Genomic DNA, 19,542 nt, shown 5'->3' on the forward strand with positions numbered 1-19,542 from the left:
AAATGCGGTCCGCCTGAGGTAATCAAGAAGTCAGAAATCGAAAATTACTTCGATCTCTGACTTAAAGTTTCTCTATTAATATTTAGCTGAAAGTTCTCTCGCTACTTTGTCAATAACATCAGTTACGCTGTTATCAAGCTTGCCTGCACGAAGTGCTGCAAGTGTTTCGCTGTATTGTGCGGAAAGAATAGTAAGGAATTCTTTATCGAATTCTTTTACTTTTTCAACAGGAACTCTGTCTAATAATCCTTTTGTAGATGCATAAACTGTTGCAACTTGTTGTTCAACCGGTACCGGAGCATATTGAGGTTGTTTCAATACTTCCTGATTACGGCGTCCACGGTCAATAGCAAGTTTAGTAGAAGCATCAAGATCCGAACCGAATTTTGCAAAAGCTTCCAATTCACGGAATTGAGCCTGATCAAGTTTTAACGTACCTGATACCTTTTTCATCGACTTGATCTGAGCGTTACCACCCACACGTGATACCGAGATACCTACGTTGATCGCAGGACGGATACCAGAGTTGAACAAGTTAGATTCTAGGAATATCTGTCCGTCGGTAATAGAAATTACGTTCGTCGGGATATAGGCAGAAACGTCACCAGCTTGTGTTTCAATGATCGGAAGTGCAGTCAGTGAGCCACCACCTTTAACCTTGCCTTTAAGGGAAGGAGGAAGATCGTTCATGTTTGCTGCAATGCTATCGTCATTGATGATCTTCGCAGCTCTTTCCAAAAGACGGCTGTGAAGATAGAATACGTCTCCAGGATAAGCTTCACGTCCCGGAGGGCGACGAAGTAGCAGGGAAACTTCACGGTAAGAAACCGCTTGTTTTGAAAGGTCATCATAAACAATAAGTGCAGGACGACCAGTATCACGGAAATATTCACCGATTGCAGCACCTGTAAAAGGAGCATAGAATTGCATTGGTGATGGATCAGATGCTCCGGCTGCTACAATTACTGTATAGTCCATTGCACCATAACGACGAAGTGTTGCTTCGATACCTTTGATTGTTGAAGCCTTCTGGCCGCAAGCAACGTAGATACAGAATACAGGTTCGCCTTTATCGTAATATTCTCTTTGATTGATGATAGTATCAATAGCAACAGCAGTCTTTCCAGTCTGGCGGTCACCGATAATCAACTCACGTTGTCCACGTCCGATAGGAATCATCGCATCGATTGCTTTGATACCAGTTTGAAGTGGCTCGGTTACAGGCTGACGGAAAATTACCCCCGGAGCCTTACGCTCAAGTGGCATTTCGAATGTTTCACCCTGAATTGGGCCCATTCCGTCGATTGGTTCAGCAAGTGTGTTCACAACACGGCCTACAATACCTTCACCAACTTTTACTGAAGCGATCTCTTTCGTACGCTTCACTGTGTCGCCTTCTTTGATTTCACTTGAATCACCAAGCAAAACGGCTCCAACGTTATCTTCCTCGAGGTTCAATGCGAGGGCCTTTAAGCCATTCTCGAAAACTAGCAATTCACCCGCCTGAACCTGTGAAAGGCCATAAATACGGGCAACACCGTCTCCCACCTGAAGGACGGTTCCTACTTCTTCGAGTTCTGCTTCAGATTTAGCGCCTGCAAGTTGTTCGCGCAGGATGGCCGAAACTTCGTCCGGTCTAACAGATACCATAGTATAATTGACTTATTTAGAGTATAGTAGTAAGTTTTTGAAATCAGCCGCAAATGTAGGGTTAATTCTTTAAATAAAGAATACTTCACTTAAAAAACTACGCCATAAAAATTAGATTTTTCCAAGTTTGCCTCACTACGCTATTATAGCGATGCAAAAATATGGAAATTCAGGCATTTAAAAGGTTTTTAAAACTTTTTTAGGTACTAATTGTGTTTTTGTTGTAATTGAGTTCGTTAATAACAATTACATATTAAAAATTTAATTTTCAGACCATCCTTAAGTAGAATGTACAAATTAGAAAAAACCATTTTAGCCTCAGTTTTATGTATCGGTTTAGCTGCTTCTCAGGGATTTGCGCAAGCACCCAAAAAAGTTACCAAACCAGCCGCAACAACAAAAAAGACTTCGGTTACAGCAGCAAAAGCAGCACCATCATCAAATGTACTTAGGAATAAGTTGGATTCACTATCAGCGGCTATCGGTGTAAGTTTTTCTAATTCGTTATCATCTCAGGGAATCAATGATATCAATACTGATATTTTGACAAAAACCATTACTGCTGCGCTTAAAGGAGAGAAAACTTTATTTTCATCAGAAGAAGCAAATAAATTTATCGGTGAATATTTTCAAAAAATGATGGAAGAAAAAGGAGCAGTCGTGAAAATAGAGGGAGAAAAGTTTTTGGAAGAAAACAAGAAAAAGGCGGGCGTAACAACAACAGAGAGCGGTTTGCAGTACTCTGTGATTAAAATGGGCGATGGTCCCAAGCCTTCTGCAACAGATAAAGTAAAAACACATTATCACGGCACTTTAACCAATGGAACAGTTTTTGACAGTTCTGTTGATCGCGGTGAGCCGGTTGAGTTTCCGGTAAATGGCGTAATAAAAGGATGGACAGAGGCATTGCAGCTTATGCCGGTTGGCTCAAAATGGAAATTGTATATTCCATATCAGCTGGCTTATGGCGAACGTGCAGCAGGTCCACAAATCCCAGCTTATTCAGCTTTAGTCTTTGAAGTTGAATTATTAGAAATTGTTAAATAGTTAACAAAAATTCGACGAATGAAAAAATACCTGATCACTCTTATTCCTGTTGTATTACTTGGCTGGCAGCGAGGTCCCGTACAGCAAAATGCAATCGTCACTACGGAAACTTCACTAGCGGAAGATATCAAACCGACGGCAGCTCAGTATAAGGCGGAAGAGCTTTCGACGCGAATACTATCAAATTATCACTATCGTAAAACGAAACTGAATGATTCGTTGTCGTCAGCGATTTTTGATAAATATATTGATGGTATCGACCACGGTCGACTGTACTATCTTGCCTCTGACATGGCGGAATTTGAAAAGTACAGGTACTCTTTCGACGACTTTTTACAAAAAAGAGAGCTGGACGTTCCTTTCAATATGTATAATCTTTTTAGAAAGCGTTATCAGGAAAGAAGCGAATATATCCAGACACTTCTGAAAACGCCAAAACCGTTTGATTATACTGTTGATGAATCGCTAAATACAGACCGCGAAAAAGTGGCCTGGGCGAAATCAAATGAAGAACTGAATGATACCTGGAGAAAGTATCTTAAAAGCGAAGCGCTTGATTTGAAACTTGCCGGAAAAGCGGATTCTTCTGTTGTCAAAACAATGAGCGACCGGTATAAAAACCGTGACCGTGGTTTGAGCCGCATTCGTACAGAGCAGGTTTTCCAAATGTTTATGAATGCTTACGCAGAATCTTTGGATCCGCATACGAGTTACATGGCGCCAACTTCTGCGGATCGTTTCAAACAGGAAATGAGCCAGTCGGTTGAAGGTATCGGTGCGTTACTTCGTGAGGAAGATAATTATATCAAAATTGTTGAAGTAATTCCTGGTGGACCAGCATTTAAAGGTAAGCAGCTTAAAAAAGAAGATAAGATTATCGGCGTTGCCCAAGGTGATGATGGTAAGTTTGTTGACCTGGTAGGTTGGTTTGTTGATGATGCTGTGAAACTGATCAAAGGCCCAAAAGGAACTGTGGTTCGCTTGCAGATTGTTTCAGCTGATGCGCTTTCAAGCACGCCTCCAAAGGAAATTAGACTGGTTCGTGAGAAAATTAAACTTGAAGATTCTCGTGCCAAGAAGGAAATTGTTTCAGTAAATAACGGAGGTAAAGATTATAAAATCGGTGTGATCGATGTTCCGTTGTTCTACCGTGATTTTGAGGGTGCGCAACAAAAGGAAAAAGAATTTTCAAGCACTACCCGTGATGTTCAGAAAATCATCACTGAATTGCAGACTGAAAATGTTGATGGTATCGTAATTGACCTTCGTAACAATGGTGGTGGTTCATTAACCGAAGCAGTTTCTCTTACTGGTTTGTTTATTAACAGAGGCCCGGTTGTTCAGGTTAAAGAAGGACAGGGCGAAGTTGAGGTTCAGTCTGATAATGACCCGACTGTTGCTTATAATGGTCCAATGGCTGTTATGGTGAACCGTTTCAGTGCTTCTGCTTCCGAAATTTTTGCGGCGGCTATTCAGGATTATAAACGTGGAATTATCGTAGGTGAACAAACTTATGGTAAAGGAACAGTTCAGACTCTGATCGATCTTAACCAATGGGTTCCAAAGGAAACTGATCAGTTAGGACAAGTTAAATTGACTGTTGCCAAGTTCTATCGTATCAACGGAAGCAGCACGCAGTTGAAAGGTGTAATGCCTGATCTTGAAATGCCAACCGCTTTCAAAGTAAACGAATATGGTGAAGGTTCTCAGCCAAGTGCATTGCCTTGGGATCAGATTGCGTCTTCGAAATATGAAGCTACAAATGATATCAACGAGAAAATCGTAAGTCAGCTTCGCGACAAACATAATCATCGTTTGAAATCAGATGAAGAGTTGAAAGCATTGGCGAAAACAATGGATGAATTCAAAAAAGCGCGTGAAAACAAAGTTGTTTCTCTGTTGGAATCAAAACGTAAAGTAGAACGTGATGAAGCTGAAAAGAAACGTGCTGCGATGAAACAGCTTGGCGAGGAGTCTGATGATGAAGACGAAGACTCTGCTGACGCAAAACCAAAAACTGCTGAAGCTACGAAAGAGGTTAAGAAGAAAAAGGATATCTATATTACTGAAACAGGTCGTATGCTTGCTGATTTGATCGTTATTTCGAAAGAACCAAGTTTGGCTGGGGCTAAGAAGAAGTAATTTTAAGTTGAATAAAAAATAAGACAGTTTGCAAATGCAGACTGTCTTATTTTTTGTTGGGAAGCATCCTCAGGTAGAAACCCGGGGTTAAGATATTATCGCGCCGTTGGCGCTAAGTTAATAGTGCGTGATACTGACTTATTAATGCCGTAGGCATGACCGACATTGTAGCCCCGGGTTTTAACCCGGGGGATTTGGGACGAATGTATCGCAATAAAATGCCGTAGGCATGACCGATTAAATTGGCAAAAAACTAGTTTTATTCCCACCCACCACCAAGCGACCTATACAAATCCACCAAAGCTAAATGCTGGTCTTTTTGAACTTCTGTTAACGCCAGTTCCGCTTCCAGAACATTTTTCTGCGCTGCAATTATTTCAAGATAAGTAGCATAACCCGTCAGGAATAAATCCCGTGAAGTAACCACTGCAAGTTGCAAAACATCAACTTCCTGCTTCTTAAAATCCGAGATTTTTTTCGTGTTTTCAATTTTTTTCAAACTGGTACTCACCTCCTGAAAACCCGTCAAGATCGCCTTGTTATAAGCATAAAGCGATTCAATACTTGCGGCTTCAAAACGTTTTTGACCGGCTTTAAGGGCTTTTCTATTGAAAATTGGAGCAGCCAATCCACCTAGTGCGGAATACGCTAATGAACCGGAATTAAATAGTAAAGAACCTTTGAAAGCATTAAAACCTAATAAGCCTGTGATGTTTAGCGAAGGCAAAAAAGCCAATCTTACTGCTTGTAAATCCGCATGATTTGCTAATAATTCTAATTCCGCCTGCTGGATATCCGGACGCCTGATCAGCATTTTTGAAGGAATTCCTGCCTGGACGCGCTCAGGTAAATTTTCATTCAATCTTCCGCTTCGGGTAATTTTTTGAGGGAAACGGCCTAGTAAAAGATTCAGGTTATTTTCTGCTTCAACAATGCGTTGATTAATCTGAATTTCCAGACTTTGCGTATTCAGTAACTGAGCCGTAAATTGTCTTACACCCAATTCATTTGCTCTTCCACCTTCTTTCTGGATCTTGATATTTTCAACCGCGGATTGCTGTAATGTGATATTTTTCTGGATAATCGCAAGCTCCGAATCCATCGCTAAAAGTTCATAATACAGTCGCGCTACCTGTGCGATCAGACTTGTTACCACTAGATTCCTACCTTTTTGTGTGGCCAGAAAACGCGTGTAAGCTGCTTTTCGCTGTGTTCTTAATTTTCCCCAGATATCAACTTCCCAGGTACTTCTGAATCCTACGAAATAATCGGGCATAAACGGTGCCGGAAGTCTTCTGTCACTGTCAATATTTTCTGAAAAATTGGTGTCGTAATTTCCAACCCCATCCATCGTATAATCTCCAAACTTGCGTACACCACCAGAAATTTCTGCGTTTACGGCTGGCAACAAAGCTCCTTTTGCAAGCAAAATATTTGTTTTAGCCATCTCAATTCTTTGAATAGCCATTCTTAAATCCGGATTATTCAGTAGAGCAGTATCGATCAACGCAATCAGATTCGCATCTTTGAAAAATGATTTCCATTGCATTGAACCAATACCGGTTGAGTCTGTTTGACTTTCAAAGGCTTCCGGCGTACGTATTGAAGAGGCGTGTTGGATGGGCTGCATCACCTTACACCCGCCAAGGAAAATTAAAGTTACAGCCAGGAGGATTTGATAAGCTTTTTTATATGTTTTCATTAATTAAAATGCAGTTAGTAAAAGGTAGCAGTCATGAGTAATTCATGACTGCCAGATAATCTTTTTTCAAAATCAGTGGAGCAAAACTTCTTCCCGCTCAATTTTTGGTGCAGAAGGTTTTTTAGGAAGTGCAAGCGTAGCGAACAAGACGTAAAGCCCGGGAATAATAATTACCCCGAACAATGTTCCAATTAACATCCCGCCAGCCGCCGCCGTACCAATAGACCTGTTACCCAAAGCACCAGCGCCGGATGCAATACAAAGCGGAATTAAACCTGCTATGAAAGCAAAGGATGTCATTAAAATCGGACGTAATCTTTCTGTGGCTCCTTCCAGCGCAGCTTCAAAAACAGTTCGACCTTCTTTTTGACGAAGAATGGCATATTCAACGATCAGGATCGCGTTTTTTCCTAAAAGTCCGATAAGCATTACCAGCGAAACCTGGGCGTAAATATTGTTTTCCAAACCGAGAAGTTTCAGTGCTAAAAATGCTCCGAAAATTCCCGTTGGCAGGGAAAGAATTACGGGTAACGGAAGAAGAAAACTTTCGTATTGCGCTGCTAATAAGAGATAGACAAACAGCAGACAAATAGCGAAGATATACATTGCCTGGTCGCCCGAAAGGATTTCCTCCCGCGTCATACCTGACCATTCATACGAAAATCCTTTTGGAAGCTTTTCTTTTGCAACGCGTTCAACAGCCTTGATGGCATCTCCACTACTAAATCCAGGAGCGGCATCTCCATTGATCATTGCCGATGTAAACATGTTGTAGCGCGTCAGTAGTTCCGGTCCGTAAACCCGCTCTAATCGTATGAAAGTCGAAAAGGGAACCATTTCGCCACGATTATTTTTGACATATAATTTCAAAATGTCCTCCGGGGTTTTACGGAAACTTGGGTCAGCCTGCACCATTACCTTATACATTTGTCCAAACCGGATGAAGTTGGAAGCATATAAACTCCCGATCAAGGTTTGGAGTGTGCTCATAGCCACATCAACAGAAACTCCTTTTTTGGAAGCAATATCCGCATCCACATGGATCATATACTGTGGGAAGCTGGCATCAAAACTGCTGAATGCACTAGAGATTTCCGGTGTATCCATCAATGCCTTTACAAATTGATTCGTTATTTCGGCTGTTTTTTGCAGGTCGTCACTGCCTGTTCTGTCCTGAACACGAAGTTCAAATCCACTGGAATTACCAAATCCGGGAACAGTTGGAGGAGGGAAAAACTGTATGTTTGCATCGGTAATATGCTTTGTTTTTCGTTCCATTTCCGCGATGATATCTTCTACTGATTCTTTTCGCTGGTCCCAGGCTTTGAGGTTGATCATGGCCATACCATAAGATGAACCGGCAGATTCCGTGATCAAACTATAACCCGAAAGGGAAGATACAGACTCGACAGGTTCCAGTGACTCTGCTACTTTCTGTATTTCATCCAGTACAGCTTCCGTTCTTTCAACGGTAGCGGCAACCGGCGTTGTGACATTTACATTGATCACACCCTGATCTTCTGTTGGGATAAATCCGGTTGGTAATATGGTATTGATTCCGTATGTTCCAATGCAAAAAGCCACTAAAAGACCTATGGTTATCATTCTCCGGCTGGCGATGCGTGATAGTAATTTCCTGTATTTATTAGAAATACCATCATAGCCTTTATTAAATCCTCTGAAAAACCGGTCGAGTGGTGTGTTCTTAGAGGGCTGGCCATGGGTATTTTTAAGCATTAATGCACAAAGTGCAGGAGTGAGTGTCAATGCGTTAATTCCGGATATAACAATGGAAATTGCCAGCGTTATTGAAAATTGCCTGTAAAAAACGCCGACGGGTCCTGACATAAATGCAACCGGAACAAATACGGCCGACATGACCAGCGTGATCGCAATAATTGCTCCGCTCATTTCCTTCATTGATTCAATGGTAGCTTCTTTTGCGTCGAGATGTTTCTCAGCCATTTTTGCATGAACTGCTTCCACGACGACAATGGCATTATCCACCACAATGCCAATGGCAAGTACTAATGCAAAAAGCGTCAGTAGATTAATTGAGAATCCGAATAATTGCATAAAAGCAAAAGTTCCGACCAAAGCAACCGGTACAGCCAATGCGGGAATAAGTGTTGAACGCCAATCCTGCAAAAAGAGAAACACAATAATAATTACCAGAATAAAGGCTTCAATCAGTGTACGGACAACCTCATGAATGGAAGCATCCAGAAACCTCGAAACGTCATAGGAAACAAAGTAGTCCATTCCAGGAGGAAAGCTTGTACCTTTCAATTCAGCTACTTTGCTTTTGATATTTTTGATAACCTCCTGGGCATTGGATCCCGGCCGCTGTTTGATCATGATCGATGCCGAAGGTTTTCCGTTGGATTTGGAAGCCATGTCATATTCCAGTGTTCCAAATTCAATGTCAGCAACGTCCTTTAATTTCAACATGGAACCATCCGGATTGGAGCGCAATACAATATTTTCATATTGAACCGGCTCGAATAATTTGCCGGTGTATTTTAAAACATACTGCAAAACCTGCGTTTCGCGGCCAGAAGCTACGCCTGTTTTTCCCGGTGCAGCAACCACATTTTGATCGCGTATCGCCTGAACAACTTCATCTGCCGAAACATTGTAGGTATTCATCCGATCGGGTTTGAGCCACACACGCATGGAGTAATCCTTACTTCCCATGATTTGCGCGCGACCCACACCGTCGATTCTTTTTAACTCTTTCAGGATGTTGATATCAGCAAAATTGTATACAAAGTCTTCACCCACAGTAGTGTCTGTACTCATGATATCCAGGTACATAAGCATACTGTTCACCTCTTTTTCGGTGGTAACCCCAGCTTTGATTACTTCTTCCGGAAGTTCATCAATAACTGTTTGAACACGGTTTTGTACGTTCACAGCGGCCAAATCGGGATCCACACCTACATTAAATGAAATAGTGATCGTGGTAACACCATCGTTACCTGATACACTGGTCATGTAGGTCATGCCAGGAACCCCATTGATGGCCTTTTCCAGAGGGACTGCAACCGCATCTACACAAACTTCCGAGTTGGCACCCGTGTAGGTGGCAGTTACAACAACAGAAGGAGGGACAATATCAGGGAACTGAGAAACGGGTAGTCCTATAAAAGCCAAAATCCCCAGCAGGATGATGAAAATGGAAATGACTAGCGACAGAACCGGTCGCTCTATAAATTTTTGAAACATGATTTAAAATTCAGGTGAGAATTAAGATTTTATCGTGCTGTAAGCTCGATGTTGCTCTTTTCTGGTTTAACAGAATCCAAAGTGATCATTTTTGGATTAATCGTAACGCCATCTTTCAATCCCTGAAGTCCCTCATATATAATCGTTTCTCCCGGCTCTAACCCTGACTTTACAATGTAATATCCTGAAAGCCTCGATTTGGGAACGAAGCTTCTGGTCTTTATTTTATTGTCTTTTCCTAAAACGTAAACAAAGCTTTTATCCTGAATTTCAAAGGCGGCTTTCTGAGGAATTAAAAGGGCATTTTCAACAGTATTTGTCAATCTGATTGTACCGGTTGAACCATGTTTTAACAGTTTTTCAGGATTTGCAAAACGTGCCCGGAAAGCAATAGAGCCCGTTCCTTCATCGAAAGCTCCTTCCATTGTTTCTATTTTTCCCTTATGTTTGAAAAAAGAGCCGTCCGCAAGTTCGAGCTCTACGATCGCATTTTGGTTAGATGCTGCGTCTTTTGCTTTTGTATATTCCAGATATTCGTTTTCAGAGACATTGAAATATGCAAAAACATTTTTAGTATCCGAAAGGGTAGTCAATAACGTTCCTTCATTGATCAAACTACCGATTTTAAAAGGGAGCCTGTCAATCATGCCGTCAAAAGGAGCTTTAATCTGGGTATGAGCAAGCAGAATGGCCGCATTTGATTTCATCGATTTCGCTTCTTCAATCCTTGCCGTCACGGCTGCATATTTAGCCTTGGCAACGTCAAGTTCTGTTTTTGAAACTACATTTTTTTCTACCAGCATTTTCACGCGGCCCATTTCCAGTTCCGCTCCTTTTGCATCAGCAATAGCACTTTGCAAACTTGCATTGGCTTTGGCCAGTTCTGCTGCATATTCTTCACTGTTTATGCGGAAAAGTATTTGTCCTTTTTTCACTTCCTTGCCTTCATCCACGTAAACTTCTTCAAGATATCCTTTTACACGGGCGTAAATTTCTACGTTTTTTACAGCATGAATATCACCGACATATTCCCGGTGCAATTCTGTATTCTGGGTTTTTAAAACGGTAACGGGTATCGTTAAAATCGAGTCTTTGCTTTCTGCGGTATCTTTGCTTTGGGTAGTACAGCTGGAGGTATAAAAGCTTATACCAAGTAATACAGCCAAATGATAATTTTTCATGATGAGTAGTTAACAGGTTGAAAATTAATATTTTGTATGAGATCAGGAATAGAATATAGCGCACAGTTTTATCGCCTGTAAAAGTTACAGGACGGGAAAAAAGCATAAGCTGAAATGTAAAATACGCGCTGAAATGCTGGCGTTTCTACGTCAGATTATACGTTAATAATGTTGCGGCTAAAATGTACAGGTAAAGGCAGATGCCTTTATGAATGCCTAGAATGGGCAAAGTCGATGAAGAAAGCTGTAATAATCCGGCAAGGTAAGTAACCCCTCCATGGAGCCGATAACTTGTCTGGTGTAATGTTGGAAAACTGACTTTTCTGAAAAATGAAAATATTCTGAAAGGACTGATTCAAGACTAATGAAGCGGTAATTAGAAGTTCGGTGGCGTAAAAGGCTTGAAAGATTTTCTTTCCATTTGAATTCATCAGCACTGATAAATGTCTGATGCAGGCAAATGGAATCATCCACTTCCAGGACTTCATCTTCTTCGAGATAATATTTATTGTTGAAAGGAGATAAGTTAGCGATTCCAAAATTAGTCCTGCACGACGCCTCCGCCTGTCCGAAAAACAGTGCCGAGGCAAGGATTTGCCCGATGCAAAAAAACAATACAAAAGTTCTTTTAAGCATGGTGCTAACTATTATCAAAACATTGAAAAATTCATATTTTTATAATGAATTCAAGAATGATTGGAATTAAATTATTGGAAATGCAATACTGTGTTCCAATAATTCAAATATAATAATTCGGGCTTTTAAAGCAAATTTTCTGAATTGTTAATGCGTGTTAATGAAATTTAATTTTTTTCTAATTCAGGAAAACTGTCCGGTGTATAACTGATAGTATTTCCCCTTTTTCAACATCAGATCATTGTGGCTTCCCCGCTCAATGATACGTCCATATTCCAGCACAATAATTTCATCCGCATTTCTGACTGTCGATAATCGGTGAGCGATTACAAAGGTAGTTTTACCATTCATCAAGGTATCCATTCCTTCCTCGATCAGCTTTTCCGTTCTGGTATCGATCGAACTTGTTGCCTCATCCAGAATTAAAATTGGTGCTTCCGCAACTGTGGCGCGGGCAATGTTCAGTAACTGTCTTTGTCCCTGACTTAAATTACTTCCATCGCCATCCAAAACGGTATTATAACCTTGCGGCATCCTGGATATGAAAGAATGTGCATTGGCAAGTTCAGCCGCATGAATTACTTCCTCATCCGTAGCCGTTAATCTTCCGTAGCGAATATTTTCCATCACGGTTCCGGTAAATAAATGCGTATCCTGTAAAACGATGGCGAGTGATTTTCTTAAACTTTCTCTTGAAATGTCTTTTATATCAATGCCATCAATCGTGATTTTTCCTGATTGGATGTCATAAAATCTTGGAAGTAAATTAATGATCGTTGTTTTTCCTGCTCCTGTAGAACCTACAAAAGCAATTTTATGTCCTGGTTTTACGGACAAGTTTATATCGTGCAAAATCACCTTATCCGGGCTATAACTGAAGGTCACATTTTCAAAACGAACTTCGCCTTGCACTTTTGAAAGTGTTACGGCGTTTTCGGAATCTGCCGGTTCTGGCAGTTGATCCATCATTTCAAAAACACGTTCAGCTCCGGCCAATGCAGCTTGTAAACTGTTTAACTGACTGGATAATTCATTAATCGGTCTTCCAAATTGTCGTGAATATTGAAGAAATGAAGCGAGTCCGCCAATATCCAAACCTCGTGTTACGGCCAGAATTCCACCGATTGTCGCTGTTAAAGCGTAATTGATCGTACTCATGTTGATCATAATCGGCATCATCATACCCGAAAACATTTGTGCTTTTGTTGCTTTATCACGAAGATCGAAATTCAGTTTTTCGAAATCGGCTTCTGCTTTTTCTTCATAACCAAATACTTTCACGACTTTGATTCCGGTAATGATTTCTTCAATATAACCATTCGTTATCCCCACTGCCTTTTGCTGGGCAATGAAATAATTTTTACTTCTTTTGATAACCTGGGAAGCCAGGAAAAGCATAAGCGGAACCATCACCAACGTTACCAAAGTCAGCAGCGGACTAATGTATAACATGAGCAGAAATGTTCCTGTAAGCGTAATGATGCTGGTGAAAATCTGGGTCAAACTGTTATTTAATGATTCGCTGATCAGATCTACATCATTGGTGAAACGGCTCATTAAATCACCATGACTATTTGTGTCAAAAAACTGTAAAGGAAGCGATTGCAGCTTTTTGAACAGATCATTTCTCATTTCGTTAACCGTTTTTTGAGAAATAATAATCATGAAACGACTTTGCAGATAAGCTGCTGTTGCGCCCGCTACATAGATCACCAGCATGATCCCGAGCATGTGAATCAGTCCGTTTACGTCTTTTGGAATAATGTAATCATTGATCAGCGGGCGAAGCAGATAAGATCCGGTTAGAGAAGCGGATGTATTGATCAAAATAAATAAAACCACAGTGAGCAGTCCCAGTTTATTTTTTTGCAAATATCCCCAAAGCCGACGCATCGTCAGGTTAATATTTTTTGGTTTTTCTGCTGAAAACCGTCTTACTGAACCCGATCCCGGCATTCCGCCCGGAGCTGCCGAAGGTTGTGATTTGTTATTTTCGCTCATGAGGCTATGGCTTCATTTTGCTGTTGAGACTGGTAAATTTCCTGATAAACCGCGTTGGTTTTCATCAGTTCATCATGCGTTCCGACGCCGATAATCCGTCCGTCGTCCAGAATAATAATCCTGTCGACAGACTCGATGGAACTGATTCTTTGTGCGATGATAAACGTGGTTGTATTATTATGATTTTCCTGCAAAGCCGTCCGGATTTTTGCCTCCGTAGCTGTATCAACGGCACTTGTACTATCATCCAGAATGAGAATGGTTGGTTTTTTCAAAAGTGCTCGGGCGATACATAATCTCTGCTGCTGACCGCCGGAAAGATTTACACCACCTTGTCCGAGAATCGTTTCGTATTGTAAAGGGAACGACATAATGAAGTCATGCGCCTGGGCATCTTTTGCAGCTGAAATGAGTTCTTCATCACTGGCATCAGGCTTTCCCCATTTCAGATTACTTTTTATTGTTCCTGAAAACAAAACGTTTTTTTGAAGTACCGTTGCCGTCGCTTCCCGCAAATGTTTCAGCGAATAATCCCGGACGTCCACGCCATCAATTAAAACTTGCCCTTCGGTAACATCATACAATCTTGGAATAAGCTGGACCAGACTTGTTTTGGCAGAACCTGTCGCACCGATAATAGCGATCAGTTCACCAGGAACTGCGGTGAAACTGATGTCTTTCAAAACAAAAAGATCACTTTCAGTTTTATATTTGAAACACACGTCCCGGAACTCCACTTTTCCCTTATGAATTTGTAAATTCTGGCCTAATGCGGATGGCGTATCGTTGATATCAATTTTGGTATCAAGCACTTCAATGATTCTTTTTGAGGAAGCACTTGCACGGGAAAACATCATAATTGTCATGGAAAGTAACATCAGCGCGATCAGGATCTGGGTAATGTAACTTATGAAAGACATTAGCTGCCCAACCTGCAAATCGCCTGTCATAACTTTATTTCCGCCAAACCAGACAACCGCGACAATCGAAACATTCATGATCAGCATCATCACCGGCATGATCAAAATGACAATTGTTGACGCCTTGACTGACATTTCCATAAGATCATTATTAGCGACTGAAAATTTTTGTTCTTCAAAATCACTTCTGACGAAAGATTTGACAACGCGTATATTGGTGAGGTTTTCCTGAATTGCGGCATTAACGCGATCCAGTTTTTTCTGCATTTTGGTAAAATAAGGAATGCCTTTTTTCATGATAATGAAAATGGCAAGACTTAAAACCGGAATCGCTACGGCAATAATAAGGGTTAATTGATGGTTAATCTGTAAAGCAAAAATTACAGCGCAAACCAGCATTAACGGAGCACGGATTAACAAACGTAAAGACATCATTACTACCTGTTGTAAGGTATTTATGTCATTTGTTAACCGTGTTACCAACGATGCGCTGCTGTAAGTATCAATATTTGAAAAAGAAAATTCCTGAATCTTTTTGAACAAACCTTGTCGTAATTCACTGGCAAAACCGACGGATGACTTGGAAGAAAAATAAACATTTCCGATACCGCCAACGATTGCTACCAGAGACAAACCAATCATGAGCGCACCCATTTTCAGTATGTAATGCGTGTCCTGATTCTTTATTCCGACATCCACAATGTCTGACATCAGCATTGGCTGGACAATTTCTCCAAAAACATCAATGATGGCCAGGAATGGGCCGAGAATCATTGCCGTCTGGTATTTTTTTATAAACTGAAGATATCTTTTCATCAGAACAAATGCATCAGATTTTGGGTAATTTGAAAAGAGAGTACCGGACGTTGTTGGCTATGCGTGTACAGGTATGCAAAATAGATATTTAATTTTTTACGGATGCTACAAATATCCTGCCCTGGTTTTTTCTAATAATTTGTTAATGTCACTTATCAATAAATAATGGTATATTAATTCATATTTTTAGATAGAAAATGTATATTTCGAAAACGATTTCCGGATAGGTTAATGAATTGAAAATCCGATGGTTAATCGTTAATTTTAGGGACTCCTATTTTTATGAAAGTATTTCAGATTAAAACCCCGACGTTCATTTTAACAAAAATGACGAGCGCTGACAGCGACAAATATTACAGACTGAGTAACAACGATAAGGTAATGAAATTTGTGACCGGTGCTGCGCTAAGCCGTGAGGAATCGGACAAGATGCTGGCGCAGATTCTTCGGGAAAATGGTACCAACGATTATTTTGGAAGATATTTAATTGAAGAAATAAAAACAGGAGCTTTGGTAGGCGCCGCAAAACTGGAACCTTACGGAACCGAAGTGGAGATTGGATATAGGATTATGGAAGAATATTGGGGCAAAGGCGTGGCCACTTCCATAGCGAAATCCTTGATTCGGTTTTCACTTAAAACATTTAATCCGACTGCTGTAATCGCATTTGTGAACATTCACAATGCTGCTTCGATAAGAGTTTTGGAAAAGGCCGGGATGGAAAACGTTGAAAGCATTGAAGACATTGATGAAGAAAAATTCAAATTCAGTTATTCACCTAAAACGAACTCGATCATGAAAAAAGCGCTCTACATTCTACTTGGACTCATCGGGATTTTCCTGATTGCAGCCTTCATTATGCCAAAAGATTATGCAGTTGAACGAGAAATAGTGGTTAATAAACCGAAAGCCGAAGTTTTCGAATATTTGAAATCCTTGAAAAATCAGGATAACTGGAGTGTTTGGATGCGGATGGATCCTAATATAAAAAAGACATATAAAGGCACGGATGGGACAATAGGTTTTACGTCTATGTGGGAGGGAAATGATGATGTTGGGAAAGGGGAGCAGGAAATAAAAAAGATTGACGAAGGAGAGCGCATTGATACTGAATTACGGTTTATTGAACCTTTTGAATCTAAGAATGATGCTTACATGATTACTGAAAATGCCGGCGAAAACCAGACAAAAGTAAAATGGGGATTTTCAGGAAAAATGCCGTATCCGATGAATGCGATGCTGCCGTTTATGGGTATGGAAAAATCTGTAGGCAGTGATTTTTCCAATGGATTGAAGAACTTGAAAGAGATTTTGGAAAAATAGTATTCTGGTTTCTACTAAGAATTTATGAATGTTCACCAACATATTCTTTGCTTTCAAACAAAAAAAAATTCTTACAAAATAGCAATCTGAAATGGGTACCAGACTACCACGAATAGATGAATATATTATTAAATCGGCTGAATTCGCAATTCCGATTTTAGATTATTGGCGTGAACTTGTTCATGCAGCCTGTCCGGATGTCAAAGAAGTCATGAAATGGAGTATGCCATTTTTTGAGTACAAAAATGGCAATTTGTGTAGTATGGCGTCTTTTAAGTATCATTGCGGATTCCATTTCTGGCTTTACTCCAAGATGAAAGATCCGGATAAATTGTTTTCAGTAGATGGAGAAAACAGTGGTATGGGACAGTTTGGTAAGATTACAAAAATTGAGGAACTGCCATCAGAAGAGCAGATTATTGCCCTTATACACGACGCCATGTCTTTAATTGATAATGGTGTGAAAATTACCAAAGACCCCGCAAAGAAAGTTGTGAAGGAGTTGGTGATACCGGATTATATTCTGGAAGCTATTGATGATAACCCTGATGCGCTGGAAAATTTTAAAAAGTTTACGCTATCGCAAAAAAAGGAATATGTCGACTGGATTGTTGAAGCAAAAAGCGAAACGACCAGAGTGAAAAGAATGGAGCGAGCTGTGGAATGGATAGAAGAGGGGAAGACAAGGAACTGGAAATATCAAAGATAGTTATCGGCTGTCAGCGGTCGGCCTTCAGAACTTGCCAGAATTAAATCTGGTCAATTAATTGATAGCCGACTGCCGAAAGCTGATAGCCAAAATTAGAATTTGCCGTTTTCGTCGGCCAGTACATATCTGAAAGTATAGTATTTTGATTCTTCCGTTGGCACATCTTCCGGCGCACCTTTGTAATAACTTATAAATTCGATTTTGGCGAATTTGCCTTCTGCTGTTTTTACAATAATCGTTCTGCCGACAATCGGAAGGATTGCATGGACGCTCATATCATATTTGTACCAGGAATTTCCACTCCCGCTTGCAATGGCGTTTCCGCTTCCGCCATCTACTTTGTAACCATCTTTTGGGGCTTCGGTAATGGTATCAAATGGTTTTTCAACAACAATTGCACCGCCTTGTCCTGATCCGCTGGTTCCGCCGTTTGTCAGGATAGTTGTCCCACTGAAAGCCAGATCCCATTTGGTGGTTTTAGCATCCGCCGCAGCTACTTCGCTTTCGCTGGTGAGGCTGAAATAATTGTATGTATTCGCTTGTGTTACTGCACTGAAATCTTTGATGACATGGATCTCAGCTTTTGAAATTTCGTTACGCATATTGGATTCGAATTTAGTAGGTTGGCTAAAAGATGACCCGTCTGGTACCGAAGTTACTAATGTTGAAATAAATAAAAGAGATGTAAGCATGATTAAGATTCTGTTTAAATCTATAGATCAGAGAAAACGGCGTTGTGGCCGTTCCCTCTGATCTATAAAATAATTAGGGAATGATTAAGCTCCTTTTTTAACCAGTTTGTATTCCAGTTTCGGCTTTCCTCTTTCTCCGCCATCTGTCGATGTGAAGCTTATGAATCTAAGTTTGTAAACATTTCCGCCAGCATCTTTGATGACATAGAAACGGTCCGTTTTTACACCAACAGTACCACCAGATGTTACTCTCCATTTCGAACCGATTACGTCACGGTCAGCACTGAAAGTCGTTGTAGTGATATTGCTTTCTGCGTAAGCATCGTACGTTGCAGTTGTTGTCAAAACTTCTGCCGCTGTTACACCAGCCAAGTGATTGATGAAAACAAGATCCGAGAATCCGTAAGGAATATTTGTTGTTCCTGAGGCAGTATAGTACATGCTATATCCCCATTCAAGATCCCAACGTGCTTTTGCAGGCTGAACCGCAACAGTTGCACCTTTTACAAGTGAAACAAACTGGAAGTTGTAGGTCGCATCTTTCGTAATATCAAGTGTTTTGAAAGTAGTGTCATTCAACAAGGCATATTGCAAAGTGTAACCCGTAGTTCCTTTGCGGATGATACGAATTTTGTAAATCTGGTCGGCAGGCAAAACAGTTGCAGAACCACCTTTACGGTTTAGTATATAAACTTTATTGTCGGCATCGGTTGCTGAAATTTCTTTAATAAGTGTTTCTGAAAGTTTGCCTGAATAACCATCCGATAATGCCAACGTTCCCTGTCCTTGTCCGATTGCCAGTTTTGTAAGGTCAATATCGGCCGCAGTTACAGTTGTAAGATCAGATTTATCAAGTGCAATGGCAGAAGCACCGTTACTCGTATTAATTGTAACTCTGAAATCAGTTCCTGAGTAAAATCCAAGATCCCAGCTATCACGTAAAACAGGTGTTTGCAAGTTCGCGCTAAGGTCAAGAAAAACTGAATTTGCAGCACTTGATCCAGCTTCTGTTCCCGCAATCCCGTTTAGCTGAATGCTCGTTCCGTCTGAAACGATGGCTTTGAAACTAAGTTTCAAGTCAGTATTTGTACCAACCAAAACGGGTGAAGCAACAGATGTTATTTTGAACTGGATACTTTCATCACCATTTAAAAGTACGCCTGCTGTTTTAAGTACTTTAAACGTAACGCTGCTTGCTCCGGCAGGAACAGTAAGTGCCAATGTGTTATTAGTAGCGGCAGGAGTTGTAGTGAATTGTGTGCCGTAAGTTACCAAAGTAGGTGTCAATGAAACCGAAATAGCTGTTGCTGTTTCCGCTGCTCTGCTCAATACAATTTTAACGTCAACAGATTCTCCGTCAAATCCTTGCGCAGTTGATTCAAAAGCGGCAGTATTGTCCGGCAACGCAGGATCGTCATCTGAACAGGCATTGAAAATACCCAACAGGGCAATGATGAGTAGAGGCTTGAATAATTTGTTCATAATTGATTTGATT

13 protein-coding genes are annotated in these 19,542 nt (G+C 40.7%); 4 read left to right on the top strand and 9 right to left on the bottom strand.

Annotated features, from left to right (window positions below):
* Window positions 1-75 precede the first annotated feature (75 nt).
* Window positions 76-1,650, bottom strand: coding sequence for a F0F1 ATP synthase subunit alpha (gene atpA / locus IEE83_RS00380; RefSeq protein ID WP_194118668.1), 1,575 nt, complete (start codon window positions 1,648-1,650; stop codon window positions 76-78).
* Between the two features lie 288 nt (window positions 1,651-1,938).
* Here atpA and bamJ point away from each other — a divergent pair, with 288 nt between their 5' ends.
* Together bamJ and IEE83_RS00390 are read left to right on the top strand one after the other, a co-directional pair.
* Entirely contained in the window at window positions 1,939-2,697 is a 759-nt protein-coding gene (gene bamJ, locus IEE83_RS00385; RefSeq protein ID WP_194118669.1) for a BamJ family beta-barrel-assembly machinery protein, read from the top strand.
* Between the two features lie 18 nt (window positions 2,698-2,715).
* Window positions 2,716-4,839, top strand: a complete 2,124-nt coding sequence (locus tag IEE83_RS00390) for a carboxy terminal-processing peptidase (RefSeq protein WP_194118670.1) — start codon at window positions 2,716-2,718, stop codon at window positions 4,837-4,839.
* A 259-nt stretch (window positions 4,840-5,098) separates the two neighbouring features.
* Here the strand turns inward: IEE83_RS00390 and IEE83_RS00395 are convergent, their stop codons facing one another.
* From IEE83_RS00395 to IEE83_RS00420, 6 genes are all read right to left on the bottom strand, one after another.
* Window positions 5,099-6,541 carry a TolC family protein gene (locus IEE83_RS00395; protein WP_194118671.1) on the bottom strand — a complete coding sequence of 481 codons (1,443 nt, stop codon included), beginning with the start codon at window positions 6,539-6,541 and terminating at the stop codon, window positions 5,099-5,101.
* Window positions 6,542-6,613: 72 nt separating this feature from the next.
* Window positions 6,614-9,769: an efflux RND transporter permease subunit gene (locus IEE83_RS00400; RefSeq protein ID WP_194118672.1), complete on the bottom strand. Its 3,156-nt coding sequence runs from the start codon at window positions 9,767-9,769 to the stop codon at window positions 6,614-6,616.
* A gap of 29 nt (window positions 9,770-9,798) precedes the next feature.
* Window positions 9,799-10,950: an efflux RND transporter periplasmic adaptor subunit gene (locus tag IEE83_RS00405; protein ID WP_194118673.1), complete on the bottom strand. Its 1,152-nt coding sequence runs from the start codon at window positions 10,948-10,950 to the stop codon at window positions 9,799-9,801.
* A gap of 216 nt (window positions 10,951-11,166) precedes the next feature.
* The gene (locus tag IEE83_RS00410; RefSeq protein WP_194118674.1) at window positions 11,167-11,586 is read right to left on the bottom strand and encodes a hypothetical protein; all 420 of its coding nucleotides are present in this window, start codon (window positions 11,584-11,586) and stop codon (window positions 11,167-11,169) included.
* A gap of 183 nt (window positions 11,587-11,769) precedes the next feature.
* Window positions 11,770-13,587 carry an ABC transporter ATP-binding protein gene (locus tag IEE83_RS00415; RefSeq protein ID WP_194118675.1) on the bottom strand — a complete coding sequence of 606 codons (1,818 nt, stop codon included), beginning with the start codon at window positions 13,585-13,587 and terminating at the stop codon, window positions 11,770-11,772.
* Window positions 13,584-15,323, bottom strand: coding sequence for an ABC transporter ATP-binding protein (locus tag IEE83_RS00420; protein WP_194118676.1), 1,740 nt, complete (start codon window positions 15,321-15,323; stop codon window positions 13,584-13,586). Before IEE83_RS00420 ends, IEE83_RS00415 begins: the two co-directional genes overlap by 4 nt.
* A 282-nt stretch (window positions 15,324-15,605) precedes the next feature.
* On the opposite strand from IEE83_RS00420, the gene IEE83_RS00425 reads away from it, so the two are divergent.
* Together IEE83_RS00425 and IEE83_RS00430 are read left to right on the top strand one after the other, a co-directional pair.
* Window positions 15,606-16,646 (top strand): GNAT family N-acetyltransferase, encoded by a 1,041-nt coding sequence (locus IEE83_RS00425; RefSeq protein ID WP_194118677.1) that lies wholly within the window; start codon window positions 15,606-15,608, stop codon window positions 16,644-16,646.
* Window positions 16,647-16,737: 91 nt separating this feature from the next.
* Window positions 16,738-17,355 (top strand): YdeI/OmpD-associated family protein, encoded by a 618-nt coding sequence (locus IEE83_RS00430; RefSeq protein ID WP_194118678.1) that lies wholly within the window; start codon window positions 16,738-16,740, stop codon window positions 17,353-17,355.
* A gap of 92 nt (window positions 17,356-17,447) precedes the next feature.
* Here IEE83_RS00430 and IEE83_RS00435 read toward each other — a convergent pair whose 3' ends face one another.
* Window positions 17,448-18,047, bottom strand: coding sequence for an HmuY family protein (locus tag IEE83_RS00435; RefSeq protein WP_228101614.1), 600 nt, complete (start codon window positions 18,045-18,047; stop codon window positions 17,448-17,450).
* A gap of 84 nt (window positions 18,048-18,131) precedes the next feature.
* Window positions 18,132-19,529, bottom strand: coding sequence for an HmuY family protein (locus tag IEE83_RS00440; protein WP_194118679.1), 1,398 nt, complete (start codon window positions 19,527-19,529; stop codon window positions 18,132-18,134).
* Between the last annotated feature and the right edge of the window lie 13 nt (window positions 19,530-19,542).

The sequence above is a fragment of the Dyadobacter subterraneus genome, from assembly GCF_015221875.1.
GTDB lineage: Bacteria > Bacteroidota > Bacteroidia > Cytophagales > Spirosomataceae > Dyadobacter > Dyadobacter subterraneus.

Coding starts and splice junctions, on each gene's coding strand:
- atpA (WP_194118668.1), bottom strand. CDS start 1,650: ATGGTATCTGTTAGACCGGACGAAGTTTCGGCCATCCTGCGCGAACAA.
- bamJ (WP_194118669.1), top strand. CDS start 1,939: ATGTACAAATTAGAAAAAACCATTTTAGCCTCAGTTTTATGTATCGGT.
- IEE83_RS00390 (WP_194118670.1), top strand. CDS start 2,716: ATGAAAAAATACCTGATCACTCTTATTCCTGTTGTATTACTTGGCTGG.
- IEE83_RS00395 (WP_194118671.1), bottom strand. CDS start 6,541: ATGAAAACATATAAAAAAGCTTATCAAATCCTCCTGGCTGTAACTTTA.
- IEE83_RS00400 (WP_194118672.1), bottom strand. CDS start 9,769: ATGTTTCAAAAATTTATAGAGCGACCGGTTCTGTCGCTAGTCATTTCC.
- IEE83_RS00405 (WP_194118673.1), bottom strand. CDS start 10,950: ATGAAAAATTATCATTTGGCTGTATTACTTGGTATAAGCTTTTATACC.
- IEE83_RS00410 (WP_194118674.1), bottom strand. CDS start 11,586: ATGCTTAAAAGAACTTTTGTATTGTTTTTTTGCATCGGGCAAATCCTT.
- IEE83_RS00415 (WP_194118675.1), bottom strand. CDS start 13,587: ATGAGCGAAAATAACAAATCACAACCTTCGGCAGCTCCGGGCGGAATG.
- IEE83_RS00420 (WP_194118676.1), bottom strand. CDS start 15,323: ATGAAAAGATATCTTCAGTTTATAAAAAAATACCAGACGGCAATGATT.
- IEE83_RS00425 (WP_194118677.1), top strand. CDS start 15,606: ATGAAAGTATTTCAGATTAAAACCCCGACGTTCATTTTAACAAAAATG.
- IEE83_RS00430 (WP_194118678.1), top strand. CDS start 16,738: ATGGGTACCAGACTACCACGAATAGATGAATATATTATTAAATCGGCT.
- IEE83_RS00435 (WP_228101614.1), bottom strand. CDS start 18,047: ATGCTTACATCTCTTTTATTTATTTCAACATTAGTAACTTCGGTACCA.
- IEE83_RS00440 (WP_194118679.1), bottom strand. CDS start 19,529: ATGAACAAATTATTCAAGCCTCTACTCATCATTGCCCTGTTGGGTATT.